Source organism: Microbacterium sp. LMI1x-1-1.1 (genome assembly GCF_040676205.1).
GTDB classification, from domain to species: domain Bacteria; phylum Actinomycetota; class Actinomycetes; order Actinomycetales; family Microbacteriaceae; genus Microbacterium; species Microbacterium aquilitoris.
Window position 1 is genome coordinate 329,227 of sequence record NZ_JBEGHM010000001.1, and the last position, 22,280, is coordinate 351,506.

Here is a 22,280-nt window from a genome sequence, read left to right on the forward strand (position 1 = left end):
GGACCACGCCCCTAGACTCGGGTCCCCGCGAGAGGACAGCCATGACCGACCCCGTCCCGCCGAACGCGCAGCAGCCGCCGCAGCACTCACCCCAGTACCCGCCCCAGGGGCAGCCGCCCTACCCGTACGGCACTCCTCCTCCGGCGGCCGGCGCCGGAAGCGCCCGCGGCTTCGCCATCGCCGCACTGCTCGTGGCGGCGGCTCCCGTCCTCCTCGGCGGACTCTGGCCGGCCATCACGATCCAGCTGTATCGGTCGGTCTACGACCCGCAGTTGTACGGCATCGTCAACGCCGTGTTCTCGCTCTTCACCTGCGCCCTCGCCGTCGTCGCCCTCATCCTCGGGTTCATCGCGGTGCGCCGGGATGCCGGGGCCCGCCTCCTCGGCGGGATCGCGATCGGCCTCGCAGCCGCGACCCTCGTGGGGACGGTCCTGGGGTTCCTCTCCTCCACGGTCGGCGGACAGTTCCTCTGACCTCTTTTTCTCCACCCGCTGCGGTAACGGCTAGGTTGTGACCATGGAACTCGGATTCGCAGCCGTCGTCGTCGCGATCGTCGCCCTGAGCCTTGTCGTCGCACGTCGACGCGCGCGACTCGACCGCTCGGTGACCGATGAAGAGGGTCACGGCGCGGCTGCGCGTCGCGGTGCCGACTCCGAAGCGCGCATGGCGAAGGCCACGGCCGTCCACGTCGACAACCGCAGCAACGCGGGCGGCGGCGGCGGCATCTGACCCCGGCCCCTGACCCGGCTCAGCGCCGCGTCAGATCGGTCGCCGCGGCGAGCAGGATCTTCGCCGACCGAGCCCACTCGAACGAGCGGATGTGGCGCGTCCCCGCCTCGACGAGTCGCCCCCGCATCCCGGGTTCATCGAGCGACCGCACGGCGCGGGCCACGGCTTCCGGATCGAGCGGATCGACGTAGAGCGCGCCGTCTCCGGCCACCTCGCGGAAGATCTCCATGTCGGTCACCACCGCGGGCACCCCGAGTTCGAGCGCTTCGGCCACCGGCAGCCCGTAGCCTTCGTCGAGACTCGTCGTGACGAGAGCGGCGTCGTCTGCCAGGAGCGCGGCGTAAGCGGCATCCGTCACCCCGTCGTGGAAGACGACCGACGCCCCGCCGGCCAGGGACGTCAGCTCGGCGCGACGCTCGGGCGTGATGCGCGACAGCAGGTGGAGGGTGTGATCCGGCAGCTCCCGCATGGCCGCGACGAGCGTCTCGACGTTCTTGTACGGCATGAACGAACCCATGTAGACGAGGTTCCGAACGGGGCCGGAGCCCACGACGGCACCGTCGGGGAGCAGTTCGGCGAGGCGCTGCGGCGCGTTCGGGATCACGACGACCGGGCGCTTCGTCAACCGCACACGGGCGAACTGGCGCGCGCTCGTCTCGCTGACGGTCGCGACGAGGTCGGCTGCGTTCAGCGTCCACCGCTGCGGCCAGTACGACAGGTGGAACAGCCGCCAGCCGACACGCACGTACCAGGGCAGCGCCCGCGGCGGCGTCCGGTGCCGGTAGTAGATGGTGTCGTGCAGCGTCAGGATGAGCCGGAACCGCCGGCCGCCCGACCCGATCGTCTGCATCGGCGAGAACAGCACGTCCGGCCGGTGGCGGTTCAGCAGCAGCGACGAGAACGGTTCCTTCACCGACGTGGGCGCGTGGATCGTCAGAGTGATCGCATCGGCGGGCAGGAAGGCGCGCTGCCGCTCGTCGTGGATCAGGTAGGTGACCTCGGTGCGGTAGGCGGATGCGGCATCCGCCACCGCCTGCGCGAGCTCGGCGGAGTAGCGGCTGATGCCGTCGTGGAAGTCGGTGCGGATGTAGCGTGCGTCGAAGAACAGACGCATGTCAGCCGCCGAGCGGTTCGCCGCGGTAGAGCTTCTCGAAGGTGTCGAGGGTCCGCTCGATGTCGTGGATCTCGACGCCGTGGAGCGAGGCCTGCTGCATCCGCGAGTACTCGGTCTGGTCCGCCGTCAGCACGGTGCGGATCTTCTCGGCCAGCTCGTCGGCGTTGCCCGGCTCGAACAGGTAGCCGTTCTCGCCGTCGTGGACGAGGTGCGGCAGCGCGACGGCGTTCGCCGCGATGACGGGAAGACCCGAGGCCATGGCCTCCATCGTCGCGATGGACTGCAGCTCGGCGACCGAGGCGATGACGAAGACGTCGGCGCGGGTGTAAGCGGCGCGGAGCTCCTCTTCGGACACCCGCCCGAGGAAGGTCACACGGTCGGCCAGGCCGAGACGCTCGGTCACCTGACCGAGGCTCTTGCGCTGATCGCCGCCGCCGACGATCTCGAACTGGATGTCGAGATCGGGCAGCTTCGTGATCGCCTCGAGGGTGACCTCGACGTGCTTCTCCGTCGTCAGGCGGCCGACGAACAGCACCCGGCGGCGGTTCTCACGCGGCTCGAGGTTCGGCGTGTAGTTGCTCTGGCGGATGCCGCAGCTGATCGGCACGACGCCGGAGATGTCGATCGTGTTCTCGAGGAACTCCGCCGCCTTGCGGGTGGGGGTCGTCACCGCGCGCGACATCTTGAACGTGCGCTCCGCGTCGGCCCACGCGATCTTGAGGAAGATGTCGTACAGGAACTTCGGCAGCAGCGTGAAGTCCAGGATGTTGTCGGCCATGATGTGGTTCGTCGCGACGACGGGGATGCCACGCTGGTTCGCGATACGGGTCAGGGCGCGACCGATCACGATGTGCGACTGGCTGTGCACGACATCCGCGTCGACCTCGTCGAGCAGCCGGCGCGAGTAGTGCTTACCCATCCACGGCAGGACGAACCGCAGCCAGTCGTGCGGCCGGTAGCGCCACCCGGGAAGACGGTGCACCGTGAGCGGCTGACCCTCGATGTCCTCGGTGAAGACGCCGTGGTTGCGGTGCCCGACGCTCGGCGTCGCGACGTGAACGTTGTGACCGCGTGCGGCGAGGCCCGCGGCGAGGCGCTCGGTGAAGCGAGCCCCTCCGTTGACATCGGGCGCGAACGTGTCGGCCGCGATCACGATGGTGAGGGGTCCGCGCTCGGGGGCGGGTTCGTCCGGGGGCGTCATGGTCACGGGGTACGGGCCAATCTGTGCGTCGGAGGCGAGGGGCATTCTCGCCGATGGGGCGCAGGGATGTGCGGGGCGCCGGGGCTCGATTCTAGCCCGGGACCGGGACGTCCTCCGGTGGAGGACCGGCGCGCCTCAGCGGAGGCCGACGCGGACGGCGAGCGGATGGTGGTCCGACCCGAGGGGTCCGATCCACTTGCCACCCGCGGTCTTCCCCGCGTTCCTCCACGAGTACACGACCGACCGCGAGGGCCGCACGAGCACCTTGTCGATGTGGTCGCCCCAGGTCACGCTCGTGAAGGGCGTCAGCGACATGGTCGGGTTCGCCGTGTTGTAGTGCTGCAGGCTGAGGGTGCGCGCCTGGTCGTACGCGTCGTGCCACCCGCGCTTCTCGAGTGCGGCCATGGTGCCGTCGCCCACGCGCGACTTGTGCGTGTTGAGGTCGCCCACGATCATGACGGGCGCCTTGGTCCAGTCGGTCAGGGACCGGTGCGTCTTGTTGAGCTTCGTGAGCGTCGCGGTCACGGCATCCGCCAGCTTGCCGGCCTCGTACTGGCGTTGACGGACGACGGATGCCGACGTCCCGACCACGAGGTGCGTGTCGACGACGAGGAGGTAGGCGCCGGAACTGTGCCGGACGGCGGCCCACGACATCCCCTTGCCCGCCGAGGCGTACTGCGACGGGAACAGCACGGCACCCGAGGTGGCGCCGCCCGACGTCGCGGCGACGCGGGTGAACCGGCCGTTGCGGATGAGGATGTCGTTCTGCCCGTTGTACGCGAAGGTGTAGCCGCTGGGCGGGGTCGTGTACTTCGACGCCTCCTGCAGGGCGACGATGTCGGGGGCGAGTTCGGTGATGCGCTTGTTGATGACGTTCTTGCGCGTCGAGAAACCGGAGCAGACGTTCGAGCACACGTTCCAGCTGACCGCGAGGTAGCTCGGCGAGCCCACGGGCAGCGTCGCCTGCGCCGTGATCGTCTCGTGGGCCACCGGCGATGACCGGGGCCCCATGCCCGCGGCCGAGACGCCGCGCACCTGGATGAAGTAGGCGACCCCCGGCTTCAGTCCGGTGACGGTCGCCTTCGAGGAAGTGACCTTCTGGTTGATCGGCTGCGCGGGCCGGGTGACCAGATCGTGGCTGGTGTTCGCGTAGACGTAATAGCTCGTCGCACCGGGGATGTCGGCCCAGTCGACCGTCAGCGACGTGAGCGAGGCGCCCACGTAGTTGACGAGCCCGGGCTTGGCGGGGACGCTGCCGGCGGCAGCCGCCGGCGAGACGGGGAGGGCGAGACTGAGCGCGATCGCGACGATCACTGCGACGGCGCTGCGGACGTGGGGGGTGCGCAGCATAGGCGGATCCTAGCAACCTACGCTGGAGCGATGACGCCTCTCACCGGCCTCCGCCTCTCCGCCCAGGTGGACCCCGCTCAGTGGGTCCCGATCACCGGTTCGTTCGGGTTCCGCGGGCGCCGCGCCCGCAAGAAGGCGATCGGGATGCTGCTCGCCCAGGCGAACGCCGCGTTCGGTCGCGAGCAGCCCGGCAGCAAGGTCGCCGCGTGGGCGATGAGCCAGGCGATCCCCGCCCTCATGCGCCGCGCCGACGGTCGCCTGCTCGCGTGGGTGTGGAAGGACGACCCCGAACTCCTCGTCGCGATGGCGCAGGTGCAGGAGCTCACGCCCCAGCTGCGGACCATGCGCGCGAGCATGCCGATCGAGTACGACGACACGGTCAGCTTCACCGGCTCCCCGCTCGGCGTGGCCGAGAAGCTCGAGATGCCCCTGCCGCCGAACCCGCGCCAGACGCCCTTCGCGTCGTACACGTGGGACACCGGCACCCACCTCGTCACCCTCACCGCCGTCATCTCCGACCGCGAGCGCTTCGGCACCGTCATCCCCGCCGTCGACGCCCTCGCCCGCTCGCTCCGCCTCGTGACCGACCTGACGGTCGGCGAGGGCCCCGGCACCCTCCGCATCGACCCCGCCTGACCCCCGGCATCCGCTCGGCCGTCGGCGAGGCGTCGAAGATGGTCACTTTCGCTGCCGCCCAGCGACCATCTGCGACGTCTCGGCGCGCCAGCCTCGCTCGATCAGGGTGGTTCGAACGCGTTCCAGGATGCCGCGACGCGCGGCACCACGGTGCGAGCGGTTCACGCGGATCACGCGCCACCCTGCGGTGGCGAGGTCGTCGAGGCGATCGACATCGCGCGAGTACTGGCGGTCATCGAGGCGGTGCTGCTGCCCGTCGTATTCGAGCAGGACTTTCGTCGGCGCGTGGACCAGGTCACCGTAGGCCAGGAACCGCCCGCGTGCATCCCTGATCTCGGCGTTCACCTGGAACGGCGGGAGCCCTGCGTCTCGCGCGTCCAGTCGAAGGAGCGTCTCCGCGACGGAATCCGTGCCTGGCTCCGCGAGCTCAAGCGCACGTCGCAGTCGACGCACGTCGCGTGACCCGTCCCGATCAGCGACCTCAGCCTCCAGAGCCCCGACGGTGAGCACAGGGTTGTGGCGACGGAGGAGCGCGTCCGCCGCCACGACGAGCTCTCGATCGCTGAGAAGGGATGCCGCCTGGCACAACGCAGCGGCCGGGTCCACCACCGGCATCCCGTCCACGAATCGGACGTGCGCCGTCTGCGAACGGTGCCCGCGCACTCCCGCGCCGCGAGCCCGCACGGTCGGTGGGATCGCGGTCACATCGAGGGCGAGTCGGAGCCGATCAGGAGCCCAGCCGCCGGCGAGCACGAGGGCCGTCGCATGGGAGAAGTGCTCGCCGGACCGCAGCTTGGGCAGGTAGCTGAGGGCGAGTGCTCTGACGTCGTCCGCCGCTTCGCGCGAGCGGATGCCGTAGAACGGCGCCGCGAGTGATGGATGCCGCAAGCGACGGCGTGTCACACCCGCGTCGATCGCCCACCCGACCAGGAAGCGGTCCGGCAGCTCCGGGGGAAGGACGCTCGGCATCCGCCCACGATCCACCCCTCACCACCGGCCCCACCCCGAATCCGCCCCCCTGTGGAAAGCCCCACGGGCGGCGCGCCCCGTGCAGACGCCTCGAGACGTCGCAGATGGCCGCTTTCGATGTCGCCGGGCGACCATCTGCGACCTTTCGACGACCCGACGCCGGCGCCGGCGCGTCAGTCGGTCGGCGGGTGGGGGCGGTAGAGGACGACGTCGGTCGCGCGGCGCACGCGCGTGCCCTGGCGGAGCGTCACGACCGAGCCCGTCGCGCCGGCGGCGAACACGCGGGCACCGCGGCGTGCGGCGACCTCGTCGCGCAGGCGACCCTGCAGTCCCGAGACCTCGCGGCGCAGCATCCGCACCTGGTTCTCGAGCTCGATGATGCGCGAGATGGCCGGGAGGCTCACGCCGTCAGCCGACATCTGCGCCACTTCGCGCAGCTGCGCGACGTGACGGAGGGAGTACCGGCGCGACCCGCCACGGGTGCGCGCCGGTACCACGAGTCCCAGCCGGTCGTACTGACGCAGCGTCTGCGGGTGCATGCCGGCGAGCTCAGCGGCCACCGCGATCGCCAGGATCGGGGCGTCTTCGTCGACCTGCTCGTTCGCCATGCGTCTCACCTCACTCGCGCGCCTTGGCCATCAGATCGGCGCGGGGGTTCTCCTTGGGCTCCAACTCGTGGAAGCGTTCCAGCGCTTCGCGGGCGGGTCCGTCGAGGTGGGTCGGGACGGCGACCTGGACCTCGGCGAGCAGGTCGCCGGTGCCCTTCGCCGTCTGCACCCCGCGGCCCTTCACGCGCAGCACCCGACCCGACGGGGTCCCCGGCGCGACGCGCAGCTTGACGCTGTCGCCGCCGAGCGTCGGGACCTCGATGGTCGCACCCAGCGCCGCCTCGGTGAACGTGACGGGGACATGGATGCGGAGGTTCAGCCCTTCGCGCGTGAAGACGGGATGCGGGCGCACACCGACCGTGAGGACGATGTCACCCGCCTCGCCGCCGTCCGGCGAGGGGCGACCGCGACCGCGGAGCTTGATCTTCTGCCCGTCTGAGACCCCTGCGGGGATCTTCACCTTGATGGGCTTGCCGTCGTCGCCCTGGAGCGTGATGGTGTCACCCTTCACGGCCGTCGTGAAGTCGAGCGTCGTGCGGGCGGTGACGTCGGCCCCGCGCTGCGGGCCGCCGAAGCCGCGGAATCCGCCGCTCGGCTGCCCGAAGCGACCGGAACCGAACCGTCCGCCGCTCTGCTGCCCGAACATCGCGAAGAGGTCATCGAAGTCGGCCTGCTGGCCGCCCGCGCCACCCGGCTGGAATCGGCTGAACACGTCTTCGAACCCGCCGCTCGCCCCGGGCTGGAAGCGGGCGCTCCCCGACCCCATGGCGCGCAGCTGGTCGTACTCGGCGCGCTGCTCCTTGTCGCTGAGCACCGAGTACGCCTCGCTGACCTCTTTGAACTTCGCCTCGGCCGCGGGGTCCCCCGCGTTCGAGTCGGGGTGGTAGGTGCGCGCCAGCTTGCGGTACGTCTTCTTCAGGTCGGCGTCGGAGACGTCCTTGGACACCCCGAGCACCTTGTAGAAGTCCTTGTCGAACCAATCCTGACTGGCCATCAGCGCGCCCCTTACTCAGCCGGAACCGCGACCACGACCTTCGCCGGACGCAGCTCGAGGTCACCGAGGCGGTAACCGATCTCGACGACCTCGAGGATCGTCGGCTCGGTCGTGCCGGGCGTGGGCGCCTGGAAGATCGCCTCGTGCTGCTGCGGGTCGAACGCGTCGCCCGCAGCGCCGTAACGCTCCACTCCCAGGCGGGCCACGACGGCCCGCATCTTCTCGGCGATCGCCGCCAGCGCGCTGCCCTCGGCGAGGTCGCCGTGCTTCTCAGCGCGGTCGAGGTCGTCGAGCACGGGGAGCATCCCCTTCGCGACGGCGCCCTTGGCGCGCGCGAGCTCCACCTCGCGCTGCTCCTCGGTGCGACGACGGTAGTTGGCGTACTCCGCCTGCACGCGCTTCAGGTCGAGGAGCAGGTCGTGCTCCTCCTCCGGTGCATCCGCGACAGCAGCCTCGTCGGACTGGGCCGCGCCGAGGATGTCGTCGACCGTGAGCGCGTCCGGCTCCGTGTCGGCATCCCCGGCGGGCTCCACCGACTCCTCGGCCGGGGTCGCGGCGACGTCGTCGCCCTCGTCCGGCTTCTCGAAGTCCTTGTCCGCCATGCTTACTTCTTCTCGTCCTCGTCGTCGACGACCTCGGCGTCGACGACATCCTCATCGGAGGATGCCGTCTGCTCGCCGGCCGGAGCATCGGTCGGCGCCTGTGCGGCGTCGGCCTGGCTCGCGGCGTAGATCGCCTCGCCGATCTTGGTCTGCGACGCGTTCAGCTTGTCGTAGGCGTCCTTGACGGTGTCGTCGTTGTCGCCCGCGAGCGCCGTCTTGAGCGCGTCGACGTCGGCCTGGACCTCGGTCTTGACGTCCTCGGGCAGCTTGTCGGCGTTCTCGCTGAGGAGCTTCTCGATCGAGTACGAGAGCGTCTCGGCCTGGTTGCGGACCTCGGCGGCCTCACGGCGCTTCTTGTCCTCGGCCGCGTGCTCCTCGGCCTCGCGCACCATGCGCTCGATGTCGTCCTTTGGCAGCGACGAGCCGCCGGTGATCGTCATCGACTGCTCCTTGCCGGTGCCCTTGTCCTTCGCCGACACGTGGACGATGCCGTTCGCGTCGATGTCGAACGTGACCTCGATCTGGGGGATGCCGCGGGGTGCCGGCGCGATGCCGGTGAGCTCGAACGTGCCGAGCGGCTTGTTGTCGCGGGTGAAGTCGCGCTCACCCTGGAAGACCTGGATGGCCACCGACGGCTGGTTGTCGTCGGCGGTCGTGAAGGTCTCGCTGCGCTTGGTCGGGATGGCCGTGTTGCGCTCGATGAGCTTCGTCATGATGCCGCCCTTGGTCTCGATGCCGAGGCTCAGGGGGGTGACGTCGATGAGCAGCACGTCCTTGCGCTCACCCTTGAGGACACCGGCCTGCAGGGCGGCGCCGACGGCGACGACCTCGTCCGGGTTGACGCCCTTGTTGGGCTCCTTGCCGGCTTCCTTCTTCACGAGCTCGCTCACGGCGGGCATACGCGTCGATCCACCGACGAGCACGACGTGGTCGATGTCGGCGACCTTGATGCCGGCCTCGCGGATGACGTCCTCGAACGGCTTCTTGGTGCGGTCGAGGAGGTCCTTGGTGAGGTCCTCGAACTTCGCGCGGCTCAGGGTCTCGGACAGCGACACGGGGCCCGAGTCGGTCAGAGAGAGGTACGGCAGGTTGATCGAGGCCGACTGCGAGCTCGAGAGCTCCTTCTTGGCCTGCTCAGCGGCTTCCTTCAGACGCTGCAGGGCGATCTTGTCGCCCGAGACGTCGACACCGCTCGTGTCCTTGAACTGCTTGATCAGGTACTCGACGATGCGCTGATCCCAGTCGTCGCCACCGAGGCGGTTGTCACCGGCGGTGGAGCGCACCTGGATGGTCGAGAAGTCGTCGTCCTTGCCCACCTCGAGGAGGGAGACGTCGAAGGTACCGCCACCGAGGTCGAAGACGAGGATGAGCTCGTCCTCCTTGCCCTTGTCGAGGCCGTACGCGAGAGCGGCGGCGGTGGGCTCGTTGATGATGCGGAGCACGTTGAGGCCCGCGATCTCACCGGCCTCCTTCGTGGCCTGACGCTCGGCGTCGTTGAAGTAGGCGGGGACGGTGATGACGGCATCCGTCACCGTGTCACCGAGGTACTGCTCGGCGTCGCGCTTGAGCTTCTGGAGGATGCGGGCCGAGATCTCCTGCGGCGTGTAGTTCTTGCCGTCGATCGCCTGGGTCTTCCAGTCGGTGCCCATGTGGCGCTTGACGGAGGTCAGGGTGCGGTCGACGTTCGTGACGGCCTGGCGCTTGGCGGTCTCGCCGACGAGCACCTCGCCGTCCTTCGTGAACGCGACGACCGACGGGGTCGTGCGAAGACCCTCGGCGTTGGCGATGACCTTCGGCTCGCCACCTTCGAGGACGGCGACGACCGAGTTGGTCGTTCCGAGGTCGATTCCCACTGCACGTGCCATGTGATTCTCCTTCGTGTGGCGATTGCGTAGATCTGAAGTCTTCCGGCGGCTCTGGCCACAACCTGAGCCGCGATGACTCAAGGCTACTCCGGCCCTCGCCGACCGTCAAACCAACTTGAGCCGATACATATCAAGTTTGCAGGCTCGGCGTGATCGCGATCGCCGTTAGCGTGGACGGATGCCGATCCGCCTGACGCCCCTCGATCCCACCGGCGCCGACCGCGAGGCGTTGATCTCGTTCATGACGTCGCAGTCGTTCCCGTTCCACGTGCGGACCGATCCCACGGCGGCGCAGATCGCAGAGGCGATCGACGACGGCGCCTACGCCGACGAGGACCATGCCTCGTTCTGGATCGACTCGGACGCGGACGGCCGGATCGGGTTCTTCCGGCTCGAGGACCTCAGCGACGACGCTCCCCTGTTCGACCTGCGGCTGGATGCCGCGCACCGCGGCCGCGGGCTCGCGGCGGACGTCCTGCGCGTGGCGACCGACCACGTCTTCACGACGATGCCCGAGGTCAACAGGTTCGAAGGACAGACGCGGGAGGACAACATCGCGATGCGGCGGGTGTTCGTCCGCTGCGGCTGGGTGCAGGAGGCCTATTACCGCGAGGGGTGGCCGACCGATGACGGGCGACTGCTGGCATCCGTCGCCTACAGCGTCCTCCGCCGCGACTGGCGCGACGGCACCGTCACACCCGTGGTCTGGGATCCCCCGAGGGAAGCCTGACGCGCCACGTCACCGGCGCGCCCTGAACGCGCGGTAGGGTGCGGCTCATGACGCGTTCCACCGGCGGGACGCCCGAGATCCCCGCCACCGCCGACAGCGGCGCCCTCCCCGTGATGTTCCAGGACCTCGAGGAGCGTCCCGTCCCTCGCAGGAACGTCGCGTCCTGGGCGATGTGGGACTGGGCGACGCAGCCCTTCAACTCGGTCATCCTGACCTTCGTCTTCGTCTCGCTGTACCTCGTGTCCGACACGTTCCTGCCCGAGAACGTCGCCCGCCTCGCCGACGACGACCCGATTAAGGAGTCGGCCCTGGCGGACCTGTCGACCGGCTACGGACTCGTGTCGACGATCGCGGGACTGGCGATCCTGCTGCTCGCGCCGATCCTCGGACAGGTCGCCGACCGCAAGGGCCGCAAGAAGCGGTGGCTGCTCATCGCGACCGCCCTCCTCGCGCTGCTGCAGTTCAGCCTGTTCTTCGTCTTCGCCGACCCGTCGTACTTCTGGCTCGGCGCGATCCTCGTCTCGCTCGGTGCCGTCGCGTCCGAGATCGCCGGCGTCAACTACAACGCCCTGCTCGTGAGCGTCTCCACGCCTCGGACCGTCGGCAAGGTGTCGGGGCTCGGCTGGGGACTCGGCTACATCGGCGGCATCCTGGCCCTCGTCGCGGTCGTCGTCCTGAACGCCGTCGAGTGGTTCGGCCTCGACACGTCGGGCGGCCTCGCCTACCGCCTCATCGCGGCCGGCTGCGCGGTATGGACGATCGTCTTCGCGATCCCGCTCTTCCGGAACGTCCCCGAGCCACCGGCTCCCCCGGGGGAGCCGCCGCTCGGATTCGCCGCCTGGTTCCGGGCATTCTTCCGCTCGATCCGCGACCTGTTCCGCTCGCACCGACCGACGGCGTGGTTCCTGCTCGCGAGCGCCGTCTACCGTGACGGCCTCGGCGGCGTCTTCGCCTTCGGCGGTGTGCTCGCGGCCGTGGCATTCGGGTTCTCGCCGAACGAAGTCATCCTCTTCGGCATCGCCGCCAACCTCGTGGCTGGTATCTCGACGGTCCTCGCCGGCCGCCTCGACGATCGGTACGGCGCCCGCGCGATCATCCTCACGTCGCTCGTGGGGCTCGTCGTCTCGGCGCTGGGAGTGTTCCTGCTGCACGACGCGGGCAAGCTCCCGTTCTGGATCCTCGGGCTCGCGCTCTGCGCCTTCGTCGGCCCTGCACAGGCCTCGACGCGCTCGCTCCTCGCCCGCGTCACGCCGGAGCACATGCAGGGCGAGGTGTTCGGCCTCTACGCGACGACCGGACGCGTCGTCAGCTTCTTGGCTCCGGGCATGTGGACGCTGTTCATCGCCGTCTTCGGTGCGACCTACTGGGGCATCCTCGGCATCGCGATCGTGCTGGTCGTCGGCCTCGTGCTCATGCTCTTCGTGAAGCTGCCGCGGCCGGCGCACCTGCGCTGACCGCGACAGGTCCCGCGAACGCGTCGACCCGACGCATCCGGCATCCATCCACGGGGAATGGACGCAGGTCGCGTCGGGTCGACGAGGGATGCCGGGGCTCAGCGCTCCGCGCGGGCGAGGTTCTCGCGCAGCTCGTCGGCGGTCTGGCGCACGACGTAGGCCGGCTGGTCGCGCTCGACGCGCCAGCTCTCGTCGAGACCGCCGACGTTGACGGTGTCGAAGCCGAAGTCGTCGTAGATCTTCGTGATGAAGGTGACGGCGTCGGCCGAGTCGCTCGAGGTCGCCAGCGCGCGGCGGTCGGGCGTGCCGGCGGGGGCGCCGTCGGTGAGGATGTCGGCGGCGGGGATGTGGTTGAAGCCCTTCACGACGGTCGACTGCGGCAGGCGCTCCTGCAGCATGCGCGACGTGGTGGTCTTCTTCTCGTCCAGCTCGGCGATGTGGCCGTCGCGCTCCCAGTAGTAGTTGTTCGTGTCGACGACGAACTTGCCGGCGAGCTCGTCGACGGGGAGTCCGTCGATGGCCTTCAGGGGGATCGTGACGACGACCCATTCGCCGAAGGCTGCGGCATCCTTCGCGGTCAGGGCCTGAGCGTTCTCACCGAGTTCGGCGACGAGATCGCTGAGCGTCTCGGGACCGCGCGAGTTGCTGATCGCGACCTGGTGCCCCTGCGCGACGAGACCGCGCGCGACAGCCGAACCGATGTGACCTGCTCCGATGATTCCTACGTGTGTCATACGTCGGGAGAACGCATGCGCCAGGCGCGCATTCCCGACACGCGCTGTGCGAACCCGATCACTCGCCGATGAGGACGCTCCACGCGTCGTCTATCGTCGCCTCGATCTCGCGCTCGCCCGCTCGGAACGTGTGAGCGGCATGCGCCGACGCGACGCGCGCACGGGCGCGGGCGGAGGTCACCGCACCGGTGTCATCCCACGCGAGGTCGATCTCGACACCGGGACGGGCCACGAGACCGCGCACGGAACCGGCTCCGAGCGGTGCCGGCCACGACGGCAGCAGCGTGATCGCGTCCCCGTGCGAGTGGACGAGGCACTCCGCGAGGCCTGCGACGTACCCGAGGTTGCCGTCGATCTGGAACGGCGGGTGGGCCGCGAGGAGATTGTCGTAGAGGCCGCCGGACTGGTCGCCGCGGTCGATCGACATGTCGCGGAACACGAGCGCGAGCAGGTCCGCGACGCGATCCGCCTGGCCGAGCCGGGCGCGGAGGGCGATCTTCCAGGCGAGCGACCATCCGGTGGACTCGTCCTCGCGGAGATCGAGGAAGCGGGATGCCGCGGCCCCGAGCTCGGGCGTGAGGGCTTCGGTCCCCGGGTAGGCGAACACGAGCGGCGACAGGTGCCGGTGATGGGGATCGACGGCCTCGCGGCCGCCGGGCCACTCGGCGATCGAGCCGTCCTCGATCGGGATCTCGGGGAGTCCGGCGCGGGCGTCCTGCGCCTGGGCGACGAGCGGATCGTCCTCGTGGCCGAGGTGGTGCGCGAGGCGCAGGAACTCGTCGAGGTGCGCCCGCAGCAGCACGATGTCGAGGGTGGCGGACTCGGCGACGGCAGCCGAACCACCGTCGCGGGTGCGGAAGGTGTTCTCGGGCGACGTCGACAGCGCGGTGCCGCGCTCGCCCGACTCGGCCTGCGTCATCCAGGCGAGGGCGAAGGCGGTCGCCCCCCGCAGCAGACGGAACGCGCGGCGGCGCTCGGCCTCGTCGGCGACACCGAACGCGTCGCGCTCGGCGAGGTGCCGGCAGAGCCAGAAGCCCGCCATCGGCCAGAACGCCCAGGCGGCGTCGTGCACGCCGTCACCGACGGGTTGGGTGTAGCCCCAGGCATCCGTGTTGTGGTGGGCGACCCAGCCGGGGGCGTCGTACAGCCGTCGCGCCGTCTCGGCGCCACTGTCGGCGAGCGCCTCGATGAGGCCGAGGAGCGGCTCCTCGGTCTCACTGAGGTTGGCGGTGTGGGCGCCCCAGTAGTTCATCTCGACGTTGATGTTCGTCGTGTAGTTCGAGCTCCAGTCGGGGCGGAGGTCCTCGTTCCAGATGCCCTGCAGGGTCGCGGGCAGTCCCCCGGGTCGCGAGGACGAGATCAGCAGGTACCGGCCGTAGTGAAACAGGAGGGCGGCGAGCCCCGGGTCGCGGCCGATGTCGACCGCGCCGCCCCCGTCGGCCCCGGCGAGGTCGCGCAGGCGTTCGGCGGTGTCGCGCTCCGGGTCCGGCGCGACGCCGATCGCGAGTTCGGCCCGGGCGTACAACCTCGCGTGGTCGGCGAGCTGCGCCGCCCGCACCTGGTCGAGGCCCGCGGCGATCGCGGTGTCGACACGTTCGGTCGCGCGGCGGGCCGCGGCACGCTCGGTGCCTGCCGGCATCCGTCCCATACCGGTGAAGGTCGTCGCGGTCGCGAGGACGACGGTCACCCGGGTCGCGCGCAGCACGCGTCCGCCGCGCACGGGAGTGCCGTCGGTGACGATGCGCGCGTGCAGGGCTCCCCGCACCGAGGCGGCGTCGTCCTCGTACACGACGGGTTCGTCGACCTCGTCGTGCGGGGGCGTCACGTCGGAGGGTGCCTGCACGAGCAGGGTGGTGGCGGTGTCGATCTCGACGCGGCCGAGTTCGCGCAGCTGCGTCTCGAGCTCGACGCGGACGTCGATCGGCTCGTCGCTCTCGAGCTCGTGGACGAGCACGCCGTGCGGGGCGCTGATCCATGTGCGGTGGCTCAGCCCCGCGCCGGCGCGGGTGCCGGTGGCGACGTGGGTCGCCGTCGCCAGGTCGAGCTCGCGACGGTAGTCCTCGACCTCGTCGGAGGTCGCGCCGTCGATGCGCAGGCGCAGGTCGGCGAACGGAAGGAAGGACTGCGCGTGGCGGTGCTGCAGGCGGCGGACGTGACGGTCGGCATCCTCTTCACGCCCGTCGGCGACGGCGGCGCGGGCCTCGGCGAGCGCGTCGCGCGCCTCATCCGCCGTGACGACGGGCGCAGCGAGCTCGCTCGCGGGGCTTCCCGACCAGAGCGTCTCGTCGTTCAGGCGCAGGAGGGCGTCGGTGGCACCGCCGAAGCACATCGCCCCCAGCGCACCGTTGCCGAGGGGCAGCGCCTCGTTCCAGGTCTCCGCGGGTCGGCGGTACCACAGGACGTGCTCTGTCATCGTTCTCCCTCGGGCACCAGGCCCTCCTCTGCGAGGCCGCGCCAGAAATCCTCGGTCGGCGGCTCGTTCATGTATCCGGCTGTCTGCGCGACGTGCGATGCCTTGCCGAGCCCCACCGTCACGTTGACCACGGCAGGATGCCGCAACGGGAAGTGCAGGGCGGCGACGGGCAACGGCACTCCGCGCGCCGCGCACGCGTCCGCGAGCCGTACAGCTCGACGATAGACGGCTTCGGGCGCCGTGCCGTATTCATAGGGGGCGGCGGGATCGGGATGCGGGGTCGCGAGCAGCCCCGAGTTGTAGACGCCGACCGCGATCACCGCGACGCCGTGGGCGAGCGCGGCGGGCAGAACGTCGACGGCGGCGGGCTGCTCGAGCAGCGTGTACCGCCCCGCGACCATGGCGACGTCGACCATGCCGGTCTCGATGATGCGCGTGAGGGTGGCGGGGTCCTTCGACCCGACGCCGACGGCCGAGATGACGCCCGCGTCGCGGAGGGCGACGAGCGCGGGGAGCGCTCCGTCGATCGCCTCGTCGACGCGCCCTTCGGGATCGTGCAGATGCACGATGTCGACCCGATCCATCCCGAGACGCTCGAGCGAGGACTCGAGCGAGCGGCGCGCTCCGTCGGCCGAGAAGTCCCACCGGCGCCGCGTCGTCGCCTCGACCACGAACCCCTCGTCGTCGAGGTGCCCCGCACCGCTCGGGTCGGGTTCGAGGAGCCGTCCGACCTTCGTCGAGAGGACGAACTCGTCGCGCGGTCGGCGGGCGAGCGCGGCGCCGAGGCGTCGTTCGCTGAGGCCGAGTCCGTAGTGGGGAGCGGTGTCGAAGACGCGGATGCCGCTGTCCCAGACGCCGTCGACGATCGCCGTGGCCTCGGCGTCGTCGATCTCCTGGAAGAGGTTGCCGAGGGGTGCGGCGCCGAGACCGAACCGTCCCGCCGCGCGGAGGGACTCGGTGGACGGGGAAAGGGTGGGGGCCACGGCTGCTCCGATGTCGGGGACGGTGCCGGTGGTCTTGCGGGAGCGGCATCCGTCTGCTTTTATCTCAGAGTAAGACGAAAAGGGCGTCAGGGGAACGATGAGCGGCGAACGCGTGGCGAGCAGGGGCACGGCGACCAACGCCGACGTCACCCGCATCAACCGCACCGCGATCCTCGACGCCCTGCAGGCCGGCGGCTCGCTCACCCGCGCCGAGCTCATCGAGGCGACCGGCCTCGCCTCGGCGACGGTCCACCGCCTGTGCGCCCGGATGGTCGCCGACGGGCTCCTCGCCGTGGAGCGCGACGCGAGCGGCGTCGGTCGCCCGACGCACCGGTACCGCCCCCTCGGCGAGGCGCGCACCGTCGTCGCCCTCGACGTCACCGCGACCGTCGCCCGCGGGGCGCTCATCGACCTGAACGGCGACATCCGCCACGAAGCCCGCGAATCCCTTCGCGGCGAGGACGGGATGCCGTCGGCATCCTCTCGACTCGAGGGCATCGGCCGGCTCGCGGACAGGCTCATCCGGACGGCCGCCGAGCTCGGGACGCCCGCGCAGGGCATCGGCGTGTCGGTGCCGGGTGTCGTCGACACCGACGGCGCCGTCAGCGACTCGGTCGAGCTCGACTGGAACGGCGTCGCCGTCCGCGATCTGATGCACCGGCGCACGGGACTCCCCGTCGTCGTCGAGAACGACGCCAACGCCGTCACGATCGGCGAGTGGACCCGGGGCGCCGGGCAGGGCACCGGAGACCTCGCGGCTCTCGTCTTCGGGATCGGCGTCGGCGCCGGGATCGTCTCGGGCGACCGCCTCGTGCGCGGAGCGGGCTCCGCCGCGGGCGAGATCGGCTACCTCATCACCGACCCGACGGCGTTCGCGCAGGACCACGGCACGGGCGGCGATCTCGAGACGCGCGTGCTCGCACTCGGTGCCGCATCGGCCGACGACGCCTCGACGATGGCCGTCCTCGACCGGGGCGACGACGCCCGCGCCGAGCGGCTGCTCGACCACATCGCGATGTCGGTCGCCGCGCTCACCGTGATCCTCGACTGCCGCGTCGTGATCCTCGCCGGGCGCCTGCCGCGACGGACCGACCGACTCATCGACGGCGTCGCGGCGCGACTGGCCGGCCGCATCCCCCGTCCTCCTGCCCTGGTCGTGGGGGCGCTCGGCGAGGACGCGGCCCTCGTCGGGATCGGCCAGCGCACCATTGACCATGTGAAAGGGGCGGTCTACCTTGCCTGAGATCCGGTACCCGACCCCCGACGCGATCGTCGGCGTCGACGTGGGTGGCACGAAGACGCAGCTGCGCGCCCTCGTGGACGGCGAGGTCGTCGACCGCATCGTGCCGAGCGAGCTCTGGCGCGTGGGCGCGATCTTCGACGACGCCGAGAACTTCGACCGCCTCGCCCGGCTCGTGACCGACACGGTCGGCGCCGCGCCCGCCGTCACCGTCGTCGGCGCCCACGGCATCGACAGCACTCGGCAGCGTCACCAGGCCACGGCTCTGCTCGGCGAGCGGATGCCGGGGGTCGTGGCGGTCGTCAACGACGCCGTGCTTCTCGCCCCGGCCATGGGGCTCGAGGCGGCCGTCTGCGTCATCGCGGGGACGGGTTCGGCGATCGTCGGCTTCGACGTCGACGGGGAGCCCGTGACGGCCGACGGCTACGGCTGGCTCATCGCCGACGACGCGAGCGCGCCCGGGATCTCGCGGCGCGCTGCCGTCGCCCTGCTCCGCGCCGTCGACCGCGACGGTGCGAGCGCGATGAGCGACCCGCTCGCGGCGCGCTTCCTCGCCGCCTTCGACGCCCTCGATCACGTCGACCTCGCGCTGCGCTTCCAGGCGAGCGCGAGCGAGGCCTCGTGGGGCGGCTTCGCTCCGCAGGTCTTCGACGCGGCTGCCGCCGGATCGACGATCGCGCACGGAGTGATCGCGGCATCCGCCACCCATCTCGCCGACGCTGTCACGGCGGTCCGCGGCCGTGGCGCGCAGGGCACCGACGTCATCGCCGCGGGCGGCGTCATGACCGCGCAACCCCTGCTCGCCGAGCTGCTGCGGGCCGACCTGCAGCGCCACGACGAGGCCCTGCGTCTGCACGTCCTCGACGAACCCCCCGTCGCGGGCGCGCTCGCGCTCGCACTCGCCCACTCCGACGCCCCCTCCCCCCGAAAGGTGCTCTCGTGAGGATCCTGCTCTCCCCCGATGCCGCCGGCGCCGGCGAGATCGCCGCCGCGATCATCGCCTCGTCCGTCGGCGACCGCCCCGCTCCCGTCCTCGGCGTCGCGACCGGGTCGAGCCCGCAGCCGCTCTACCGCGCGCTCGCCGACCGCGTGCAGGCGGGTCTCGACCTCTCGCGGGCGGCGGCGTTCGCGCTCGACGAGTACGTCGGCCTGCCGGTCGACCACCCCGAGAGCTACCACGCCGTCATCGCGCGCGAGGTGACCGGGCCGCTCGGCCTCGATTCCGCCCGCGTGCACGTCCCCGAAGGCGCCGCCGCCGATCCCGCCGCGGCCGCCGCACGGTACGAGGCGGCGATCGCAGGCGCCGGCGGCGTCGACCTGCAGATCCTCGGCATCGGCGCGAACGGCCACATCGGGTTCAACGAGCCGGGCTCCGCCGTCGACTCCCGCACACGGGTCGTCGACCTGGCTCCGCGCACCGTCGCCGACAACAGCCGCTTCTTCGACGGCGACGCCCGGCTCGTCCCGACGCGAGCGCTGACGCAGGGCATCGGCACGATCCTCGACGCGCGCGAGATCGTCCTGATCGCGTGGGGCGAGTCGAAGGCCGACGCCGTGGCGCGGGCCGTCGAGGGGCCGCAGACCGCGGAGCTCCCGGCATCCTTCCTGCAGCGCCACGGTCGCGTGACGCTCGTCCTCGACGCCGCAGCCGCCTCGCGCCTCAGCCCCGCATCGCTTCCCGTCGAGGCCGCCCGATGAGCGCGCCCGTCTTCGACGTCGCCCGCATCGGGCCCGGCGAGGGATCGATCGCTCCCCGCACGCGCCTGACGTCCGACGCTCCGACCCAGTCGCTCGACGGCCGCTGGCGGTTCCGCCTCTCGCCGTCCCCCGCGCTCGCACCGCACGACGACTGGACCGCCGGCGACACGGACGGGTGGGACGAGATCGCCGTGCCCGCCCACTGGAACATGAGCGGGTTCGGCACCCCGGCCTACTCGAACGTGCAGTTCCCCTTCCCGATCGACCCGCCCTATCCGCCCGACGAGAACCCGGTCGGCGACTACGTGCGCCGCATCGACGTCGACGACGCGATCCGACAGGTGACGGATGCCGGGGGCCGCGCGCTTCTGCGCTTCGACGGGATCGAGTCGGCCGCCGACGTCTTCGTCAACGGCACGCGCCTCGGCTCGACCCGGGGCAGCCGCCTGACGCACGAGTTCGACGTCACCGACCACCTCACCGGCACGGGCGACGTCATCGCCGTGCGCGTCGCGCAGTTCTCGGACGGGACCTACCTCGAGAACCAGGACATGTGGTGGCTGCCGGGCATCTTCCGGAGCGTCACCCTGCTCGCCCGCCCCGTCGGCGGCATCGACGACGCGGTCGTCACGGGCGACTTCGACCACGAGACCGGGCGGGGTGCGGTCGAGGTCACCACGTCGGCCGACGCCGTGCTCGAGATCGCGGAGCTCGGCATCCGCCAGGGCGTCCCCGCCGGGCGCAGCACGGTCGACGCGGGCGAGGTCGGGCCCTGGTCCGCCGAGACGCCGCGCCTCTACACCGCGACCCTCCGCACGGCATCCGAGACCGTGTCGGTGCGCATCGGCTTCCGCCGCGTCCGCGCCGACGACGGCGTGCTGACACTGAACGGACGCCCGATCATGCTCCGCGGCGTCAACCGCCACGAGCACGACCCCGACCGCGGGCGCGTGCACACGACCGAGCTGGCGCGCCGCGACCTCGTCCTGATGAAGCAGCACAACATCAACGCGGTCCGAACGTCCCACTACCCGCCGCACGCCGAGCTGCTCGACCTCGCCGACGAGCTGGGCCTGTACGTCATCGACGAGTGCGACCTCGAGACGCACGAGTACGAGTACGTGTCGTGGCGCGGCAACCCGAGCGACGACCCGTCGTGGGAGTCATCCTTCGTCGACCGCATCCGTCGCACGGTCACGCGCGACCGCACCCACCCGAGCGTGATCATGTGGTCGCTCGGCAACGAGTCGGGCGCGGGCTGCAACATCCGCGCGATGGCGCGGTGGGTGCGCGAGAACGACGGCACCCGCCTCATCCACTACGAGGGCGATCACTCGAGCCGCGACACCGACGTGTACTCGCGGATGTACGCCTCGCACGACGAGGTCCGGCAGATCGGCGAGGAGGCCGATGAGATCGCGCCCGCCGACATCGGCGCGGCCGAGCTGCGGCGCCGGTCGCTCCCCTTCGTGCACTGCGAGTTCGGGCACGCCATGGGCAACAGCCCGGGCGGGGTGAAGGAGTACTGGGACCTCTACGAGCGGTTCCCACGCCTGGCGGGCGGCTTCATCTGGGAGTGGATCGAGCACGCGATCGCGGTCGAGGACGAGCATGGCCGCCGGGCCTTCCGCTACGGCGGCGACTTCGGCGAGTCCGTCCACGACCACAACTTCGTCATCGACGGCCTCATCAGCGCCGACCGCGACGTGCGCCCCGGCCTCGTCGACTACGCCGCGATCATCGCGCCCCTCGTGATCGAGGTGGATGCCGCGCGTCGCCGCATCCGGCTGCAGAACCGCTACGACCACGTCGACACGAGCCACCTCGCCTTCCGGTGGCGGCGCGAGGTCGACGGCGAGACGGTCGCGCACGGTGAGCTGACCGTTCCTGCCGTCGGACCGCGCCAGCGAGCCGAGGTGCCCCTCCCCGATGAGGCCCGCGTCGTGTCGGGCTCGACCGTGGCCGACGTCCTCACCGTCGACGCCGTGCTGCGCGACGGGACGAGCTGGGCGTCGGCCGGGCACGTCGTCGCGACCGGTCAGCACGTCGCCGCCGGCACTCCCCGCGTGGGCCGGGCGTCGGCGCCCGAACCCGACGAGTTCGATCGCCGCGGCCGTCCGCGGCGTCTCGGCTCGCTCGACGTCGTCGACGGACCGGGCATCGGGATCTGGCGCGCACCGACCGACAACGATCTCTTCCCCGGGTGGGACGAGCCGACGCTCCCGCCGATGGCGGAACGCTGGGCTCTCGCGCGCATCGACCGGATGCAGACCCGCGTCCGGAGCGTCGAATCGGATGCCGCGGCCCTCGTCGTCGACACCCGCGTCGGCGCACCCTCGTTCGACAGCGGCGTCGACGCGCTGTGGCGCTGGTCGACCGTCCCCGAAGGACTGCTGCTGGAGCTGGACCTGCGCAGCATCGGCTCGTGGGACAACTCCTGGATCGAGAAGGCGCCCTTCTCGTGGACCGTCGACTGGGCCCGACTCGGCATCGACGTGACGTTCGCGGGGGCGCCCGTCGGCATGGAGTTCGCGGGGTACGGCCCCGGTCCGAGCTACCCCGACACCGCGTCGGGCGTCCAGTTCGGCTGGTTCGACGCCGGCGCGGACGACCTCGTCACCCCGCACGTGCGGCCGCAGGAGAGTGGATCGCGACGCGGTGTGCGGACCGCCGTCATCCGCACCACCGAGGGAGGCGTACGCGTGAGCGTCGTCGGCGGCGAGGCCCTCGACGCGGGCGTCGCCCTGACCGTGTCACCGTGGGACCGGACGACCCTCAGCACGACGTCGCACGCGTCGCTCCTGCCGACGCCGACCGCGACCCACGTGTCGATCGACATCGCGCAGTCGGGCGTCGGGACGGCGACGTGCGGCCCCGGCGTGCTGCCGCGTCACCGCCTGCCGGCCCGCGACGCGTCGTTCGCGCTCCTGTTCGAGGCCGTCTGAGGCCCGCCGGGGGCG

The 22,280-nt window shown here is 71.2% G+C and carries 20 protein-coding genes; 9 read left to right on the top strand and 11 right to left on the bottom strand.

Annotation, left to right across the window (positions count from 1 at the left end; genetic code table 11):
* Positions 1 to 41: 41 nt before the first annotated feature.
* Together MRBLMI1x_RS01515 and MRBLMI1x_RS01520 are read left to right on the top strand one after the other, a co-directional pair.
* Positions 42 to 473, top strand: coding sequence for a hypothetical protein (locus tag MRBLMI1x_RS01515; RefSeq protein ID WP_363455287.1), 432 nt, complete (start codon positions 42 to 44; stop codon positions 471 to 473).
* A gap of 43 nt (positions 474 to 516) precedes the next feature.
* Positions 517 to 729, top strand: coding sequence for a hypothetical protein (locus MRBLMI1x_RS01520; RefSeq protein WP_363455290.1), 213 nt, complete (start codon positions 517 to 519; stop codon positions 727 to 729).
* 19 nt (positions 730 to 748) lie between these two features.
* Here MRBLMI1x_RS01520 and MRBLMI1x_RS01525 read toward each other — a convergent pair whose 3' ends face one another.
* The 3 genes from MRBLMI1x_RS01525 to MRBLMI1x_RS01535 form a co-directional block, all read right to left on the bottom strand.
* Complete coding sequence (locus tag MRBLMI1x_RS01525) at positions 749 to 1,843, bottom strand: glycosyltransferase (protein WP_363455293.1); 1,095 nt, start codon at positions 1,841 to 1,843, stop codon at positions 749 to 751.
* Position 1,844: 1 nt separating this feature from the next.
* Positions 1,845 to 3,044 (bottom strand): glycosyltransferase, encoded by a 1,200-nt coding sequence (locus MRBLMI1x_RS01530; RefSeq protein WP_018187590.1) that lies wholly within the window; start codon positions 3,042 to 3,044, stop codon positions 1,845 to 1,847.
* 135 nt (positions 3,045 to 3,179) lie between these two features.
* A complete protein-coding gene (locus MRBLMI1x_RS01535; RefSeq protein ID WP_363455297.1) occupies positions 3,180 to 4,394 on the bottom strand; it encodes a fibronectin type III domain-containing protein in 1,215 nt (404 codons plus the stop codon).
* Between the two features lie 30 nt (positions 4,395 to 4,424).
* Between MRBLMI1x_RS01535 and MRBLMI1x_RS01540 the strand changes: the two genes are divergently transcribed.
* Entirely contained in the window at positions 4,425 to 5,030 is a 606-nt protein-coding gene (locus MRBLMI1x_RS01540; RefSeq protein ID WP_018187592.1) for a hypothetical protein, read from the top strand.
* A gap of 42 nt (positions 5,031 to 5,072) precedes the next feature.
* On the opposite strand, the gene MRBLMI1x_RS01545 is transcribed toward MRBLMI1x_RS01540, so the two are convergent.
* From MRBLMI1x_RS01545 to dnaK, 5 genes are all read right to left on the bottom strand, one after another.
* The gene (locus tag MRBLMI1x_RS01545; RefSeq protein WP_363455301.1) at positions 5,073 to 5,999 is read right to left on the bottom strand and encodes a hypothetical protein; all 927 of its coding nucleotides are present in this window, start codon (positions 5,997 to 5,999) and stop codon (positions 5,073 to 5,075) included.
* 173 nt (positions 6,000 to 6,172) lie between these two features.
* The gene (locus tag MRBLMI1x_RS01550; protein ID WP_018187594.1) at positions 6,173 to 6,607 is read right to left on the bottom strand and encodes a heat shock protein transcriptional repressor HspR; all 435 of its coding nucleotides are present in this window, start codon (positions 6,605 to 6,607) and stop codon (positions 6,173 to 6,175) included.
* Positions 6,608 to 6,617: 10 nt separating this feature from the next.
* The gene (locus tag MRBLMI1x_RS01555) at positions 6,618 to 7,601 is read right to left on the bottom strand and encodes a DnaJ C-terminal domain-containing protein (RefSeq protein WP_018187595.1); all 984 of its coding nucleotides are present in this window, start codon (positions 7,599 to 7,601) and stop codon (positions 6,618 to 6,620) included.
* 11 nt (positions 7,602 to 7,612) lie between these two features.
* Positions 7,613 to 8,203 (bottom strand): nucleotide exchange factor GrpE, encoded by a 591-nt coding sequence (locus MRBLMI1x_RS01560; protein WP_116227655.1) that lies wholly within the window; start codon positions 8,201 to 8,203, stop codon positions 7,613 to 7,615.
* Between the two features lie 2 nt (positions 8,204 to 8,205).
* Positions 8,206 to 10,068: a molecular chaperone DnaK gene (gene dnaK, locus MRBLMI1x_RS01565; RefSeq protein ID WP_116227656.1), complete on the bottom strand. Its 1,863-nt coding sequence runs from the start codon at positions 10,066 to 10,068 to the stop codon at positions 8,206 to 8,208.
* A gap of 178 nt (positions 10,069 to 10,246) precedes the next feature.
* Here dnaK and MRBLMI1x_RS01570 point away from each other — a divergent pair, with 178 nt between their 5' ends.
* Both MRBLMI1x_RS01570 and MRBLMI1x_RS01575 read left to right on the top strand, forming a co-directional pair.
* The gene (locus MRBLMI1x_RS01570; RefSeq protein WP_363455307.1) at positions 10,247 to 10,798 is read left to right on the top strand and encodes a GNAT family N-acetyltransferase; all 552 of its coding nucleotides are present in this window, start codon (positions 10,247 to 10,249) and stop codon (positions 10,796 to 10,798) included.
* 47 nt (positions 10,799 to 10,845) lie between these two features.
* Complete coding sequence (locus MRBLMI1x_RS01575; protein ID WP_116227658.1) at positions 10,846 to 12,252, top strand: MFS transporter; 1,407 nt, start codon at positions 10,846 to 10,848, stop codon at positions 12,250 to 12,252.
* Between the two features lie 98 nt (positions 12,253 to 12,350).
* On the opposite strand, the gene MRBLMI1x_RS01580 is transcribed toward MRBLMI1x_RS01575, so the two are convergent.
* Genes MRBLMI1x_RS01580 through MRBLMI1x_RS01590 form a run of 3 tightly spaced genes read right to left on the bottom strand, consistent with a single transcriptional unit; the run spans position 12,351 to position 16,382 of the window.
* A complete protein-coding gene (locus MRBLMI1x_RS01580) occupies positions 12,351 to 12,986 on the bottom strand; it encodes an NADPH-dependent F420 reductase (protein WP_363455311.1) in 636 nt (211 codons plus the stop codon).
* A 58-nt stretch (positions 12,987 to 13,044) separates the two neighbouring features.
* A complete protein-coding gene (locus tag MRBLMI1x_RS01585; protein ID WP_363455314.1) occupies positions 13,045 to 15,399 on the bottom strand; it encodes a glycosyl hydrolase family 95 catalytic domain-containing protein in 2,355 nt (784 codons plus the stop codon).
* Positions 15,396 to 16,382, bottom strand: a complete 987-nt coding sequence (locus MRBLMI1x_RS01590) for an aldo/keto reductase (protein WP_363455317.1) — start codon at positions 16,380 to 16,382, stop codon at positions 15,396 to 15,398. Before MRBLMI1x_RS01590 ends, MRBLMI1x_RS01585 begins: the two co-directional genes overlap by 4 nt.
* Before the next feature lie 97 nt (positions 16,383 to 16,479).
* On the opposite strand from MRBLMI1x_RS01590, the gene MRBLMI1x_RS01595 reads away from it, so the two are divergent.
* From MRBLMI1x_RS01595 to MRBLMI1x_RS01610, 4 genes are read left to right on the top strand one after another with little or no spacing between them, the layout of a single operon-like run.
* Entirely contained in the window at positions 16,480 to 17,625 is a 1,146-nt protein-coding gene (locus MRBLMI1x_RS01595; RefSeq protein ID WP_363455320.1) for an ROK family transcriptional regulator, read from the top strand.
* Entirely contained in the window at positions 17,618 to 18,565 is a 948-nt protein-coding gene (locus tag MRBLMI1x_RS01600) for an N-acetylglucosamine kinase (RefSeq protein WP_363455323.1), read from the top strand. The genes MRBLMI1x_RS01595 and MRBLMI1x_RS01600 overlap by 8 nt, the downstream gene beginning before the upstream one ends.
* Positions 18,562 to 19,320: a glucosamine-6-phosphate deaminase gene (locus MRBLMI1x_RS01605; protein ID WP_363455326.1), complete on the top strand. Its 759-nt coding sequence runs from the start codon at positions 18,562 to 18,564 to the stop codon at positions 19,318 to 19,320. The genes MRBLMI1x_RS01600 and MRBLMI1x_RS01605 overlap by 4 nt, the downstream gene beginning before the upstream one ends.
* Entirely contained in the window at positions 19,317 to 22,265 is a 2,949-nt protein-coding gene (locus MRBLMI1x_RS01610) for a glycoside hydrolase family 2 TIM barrel-domain containing protein (protein WP_363455329.1), read from the top strand. Before MRBLMI1x_RS01605 ends, MRBLMI1x_RS01610 begins: the two co-directional genes overlap by 4 nt.
* Positions 22,266 to 22,280: the final 15 nt, after the last annotated feature.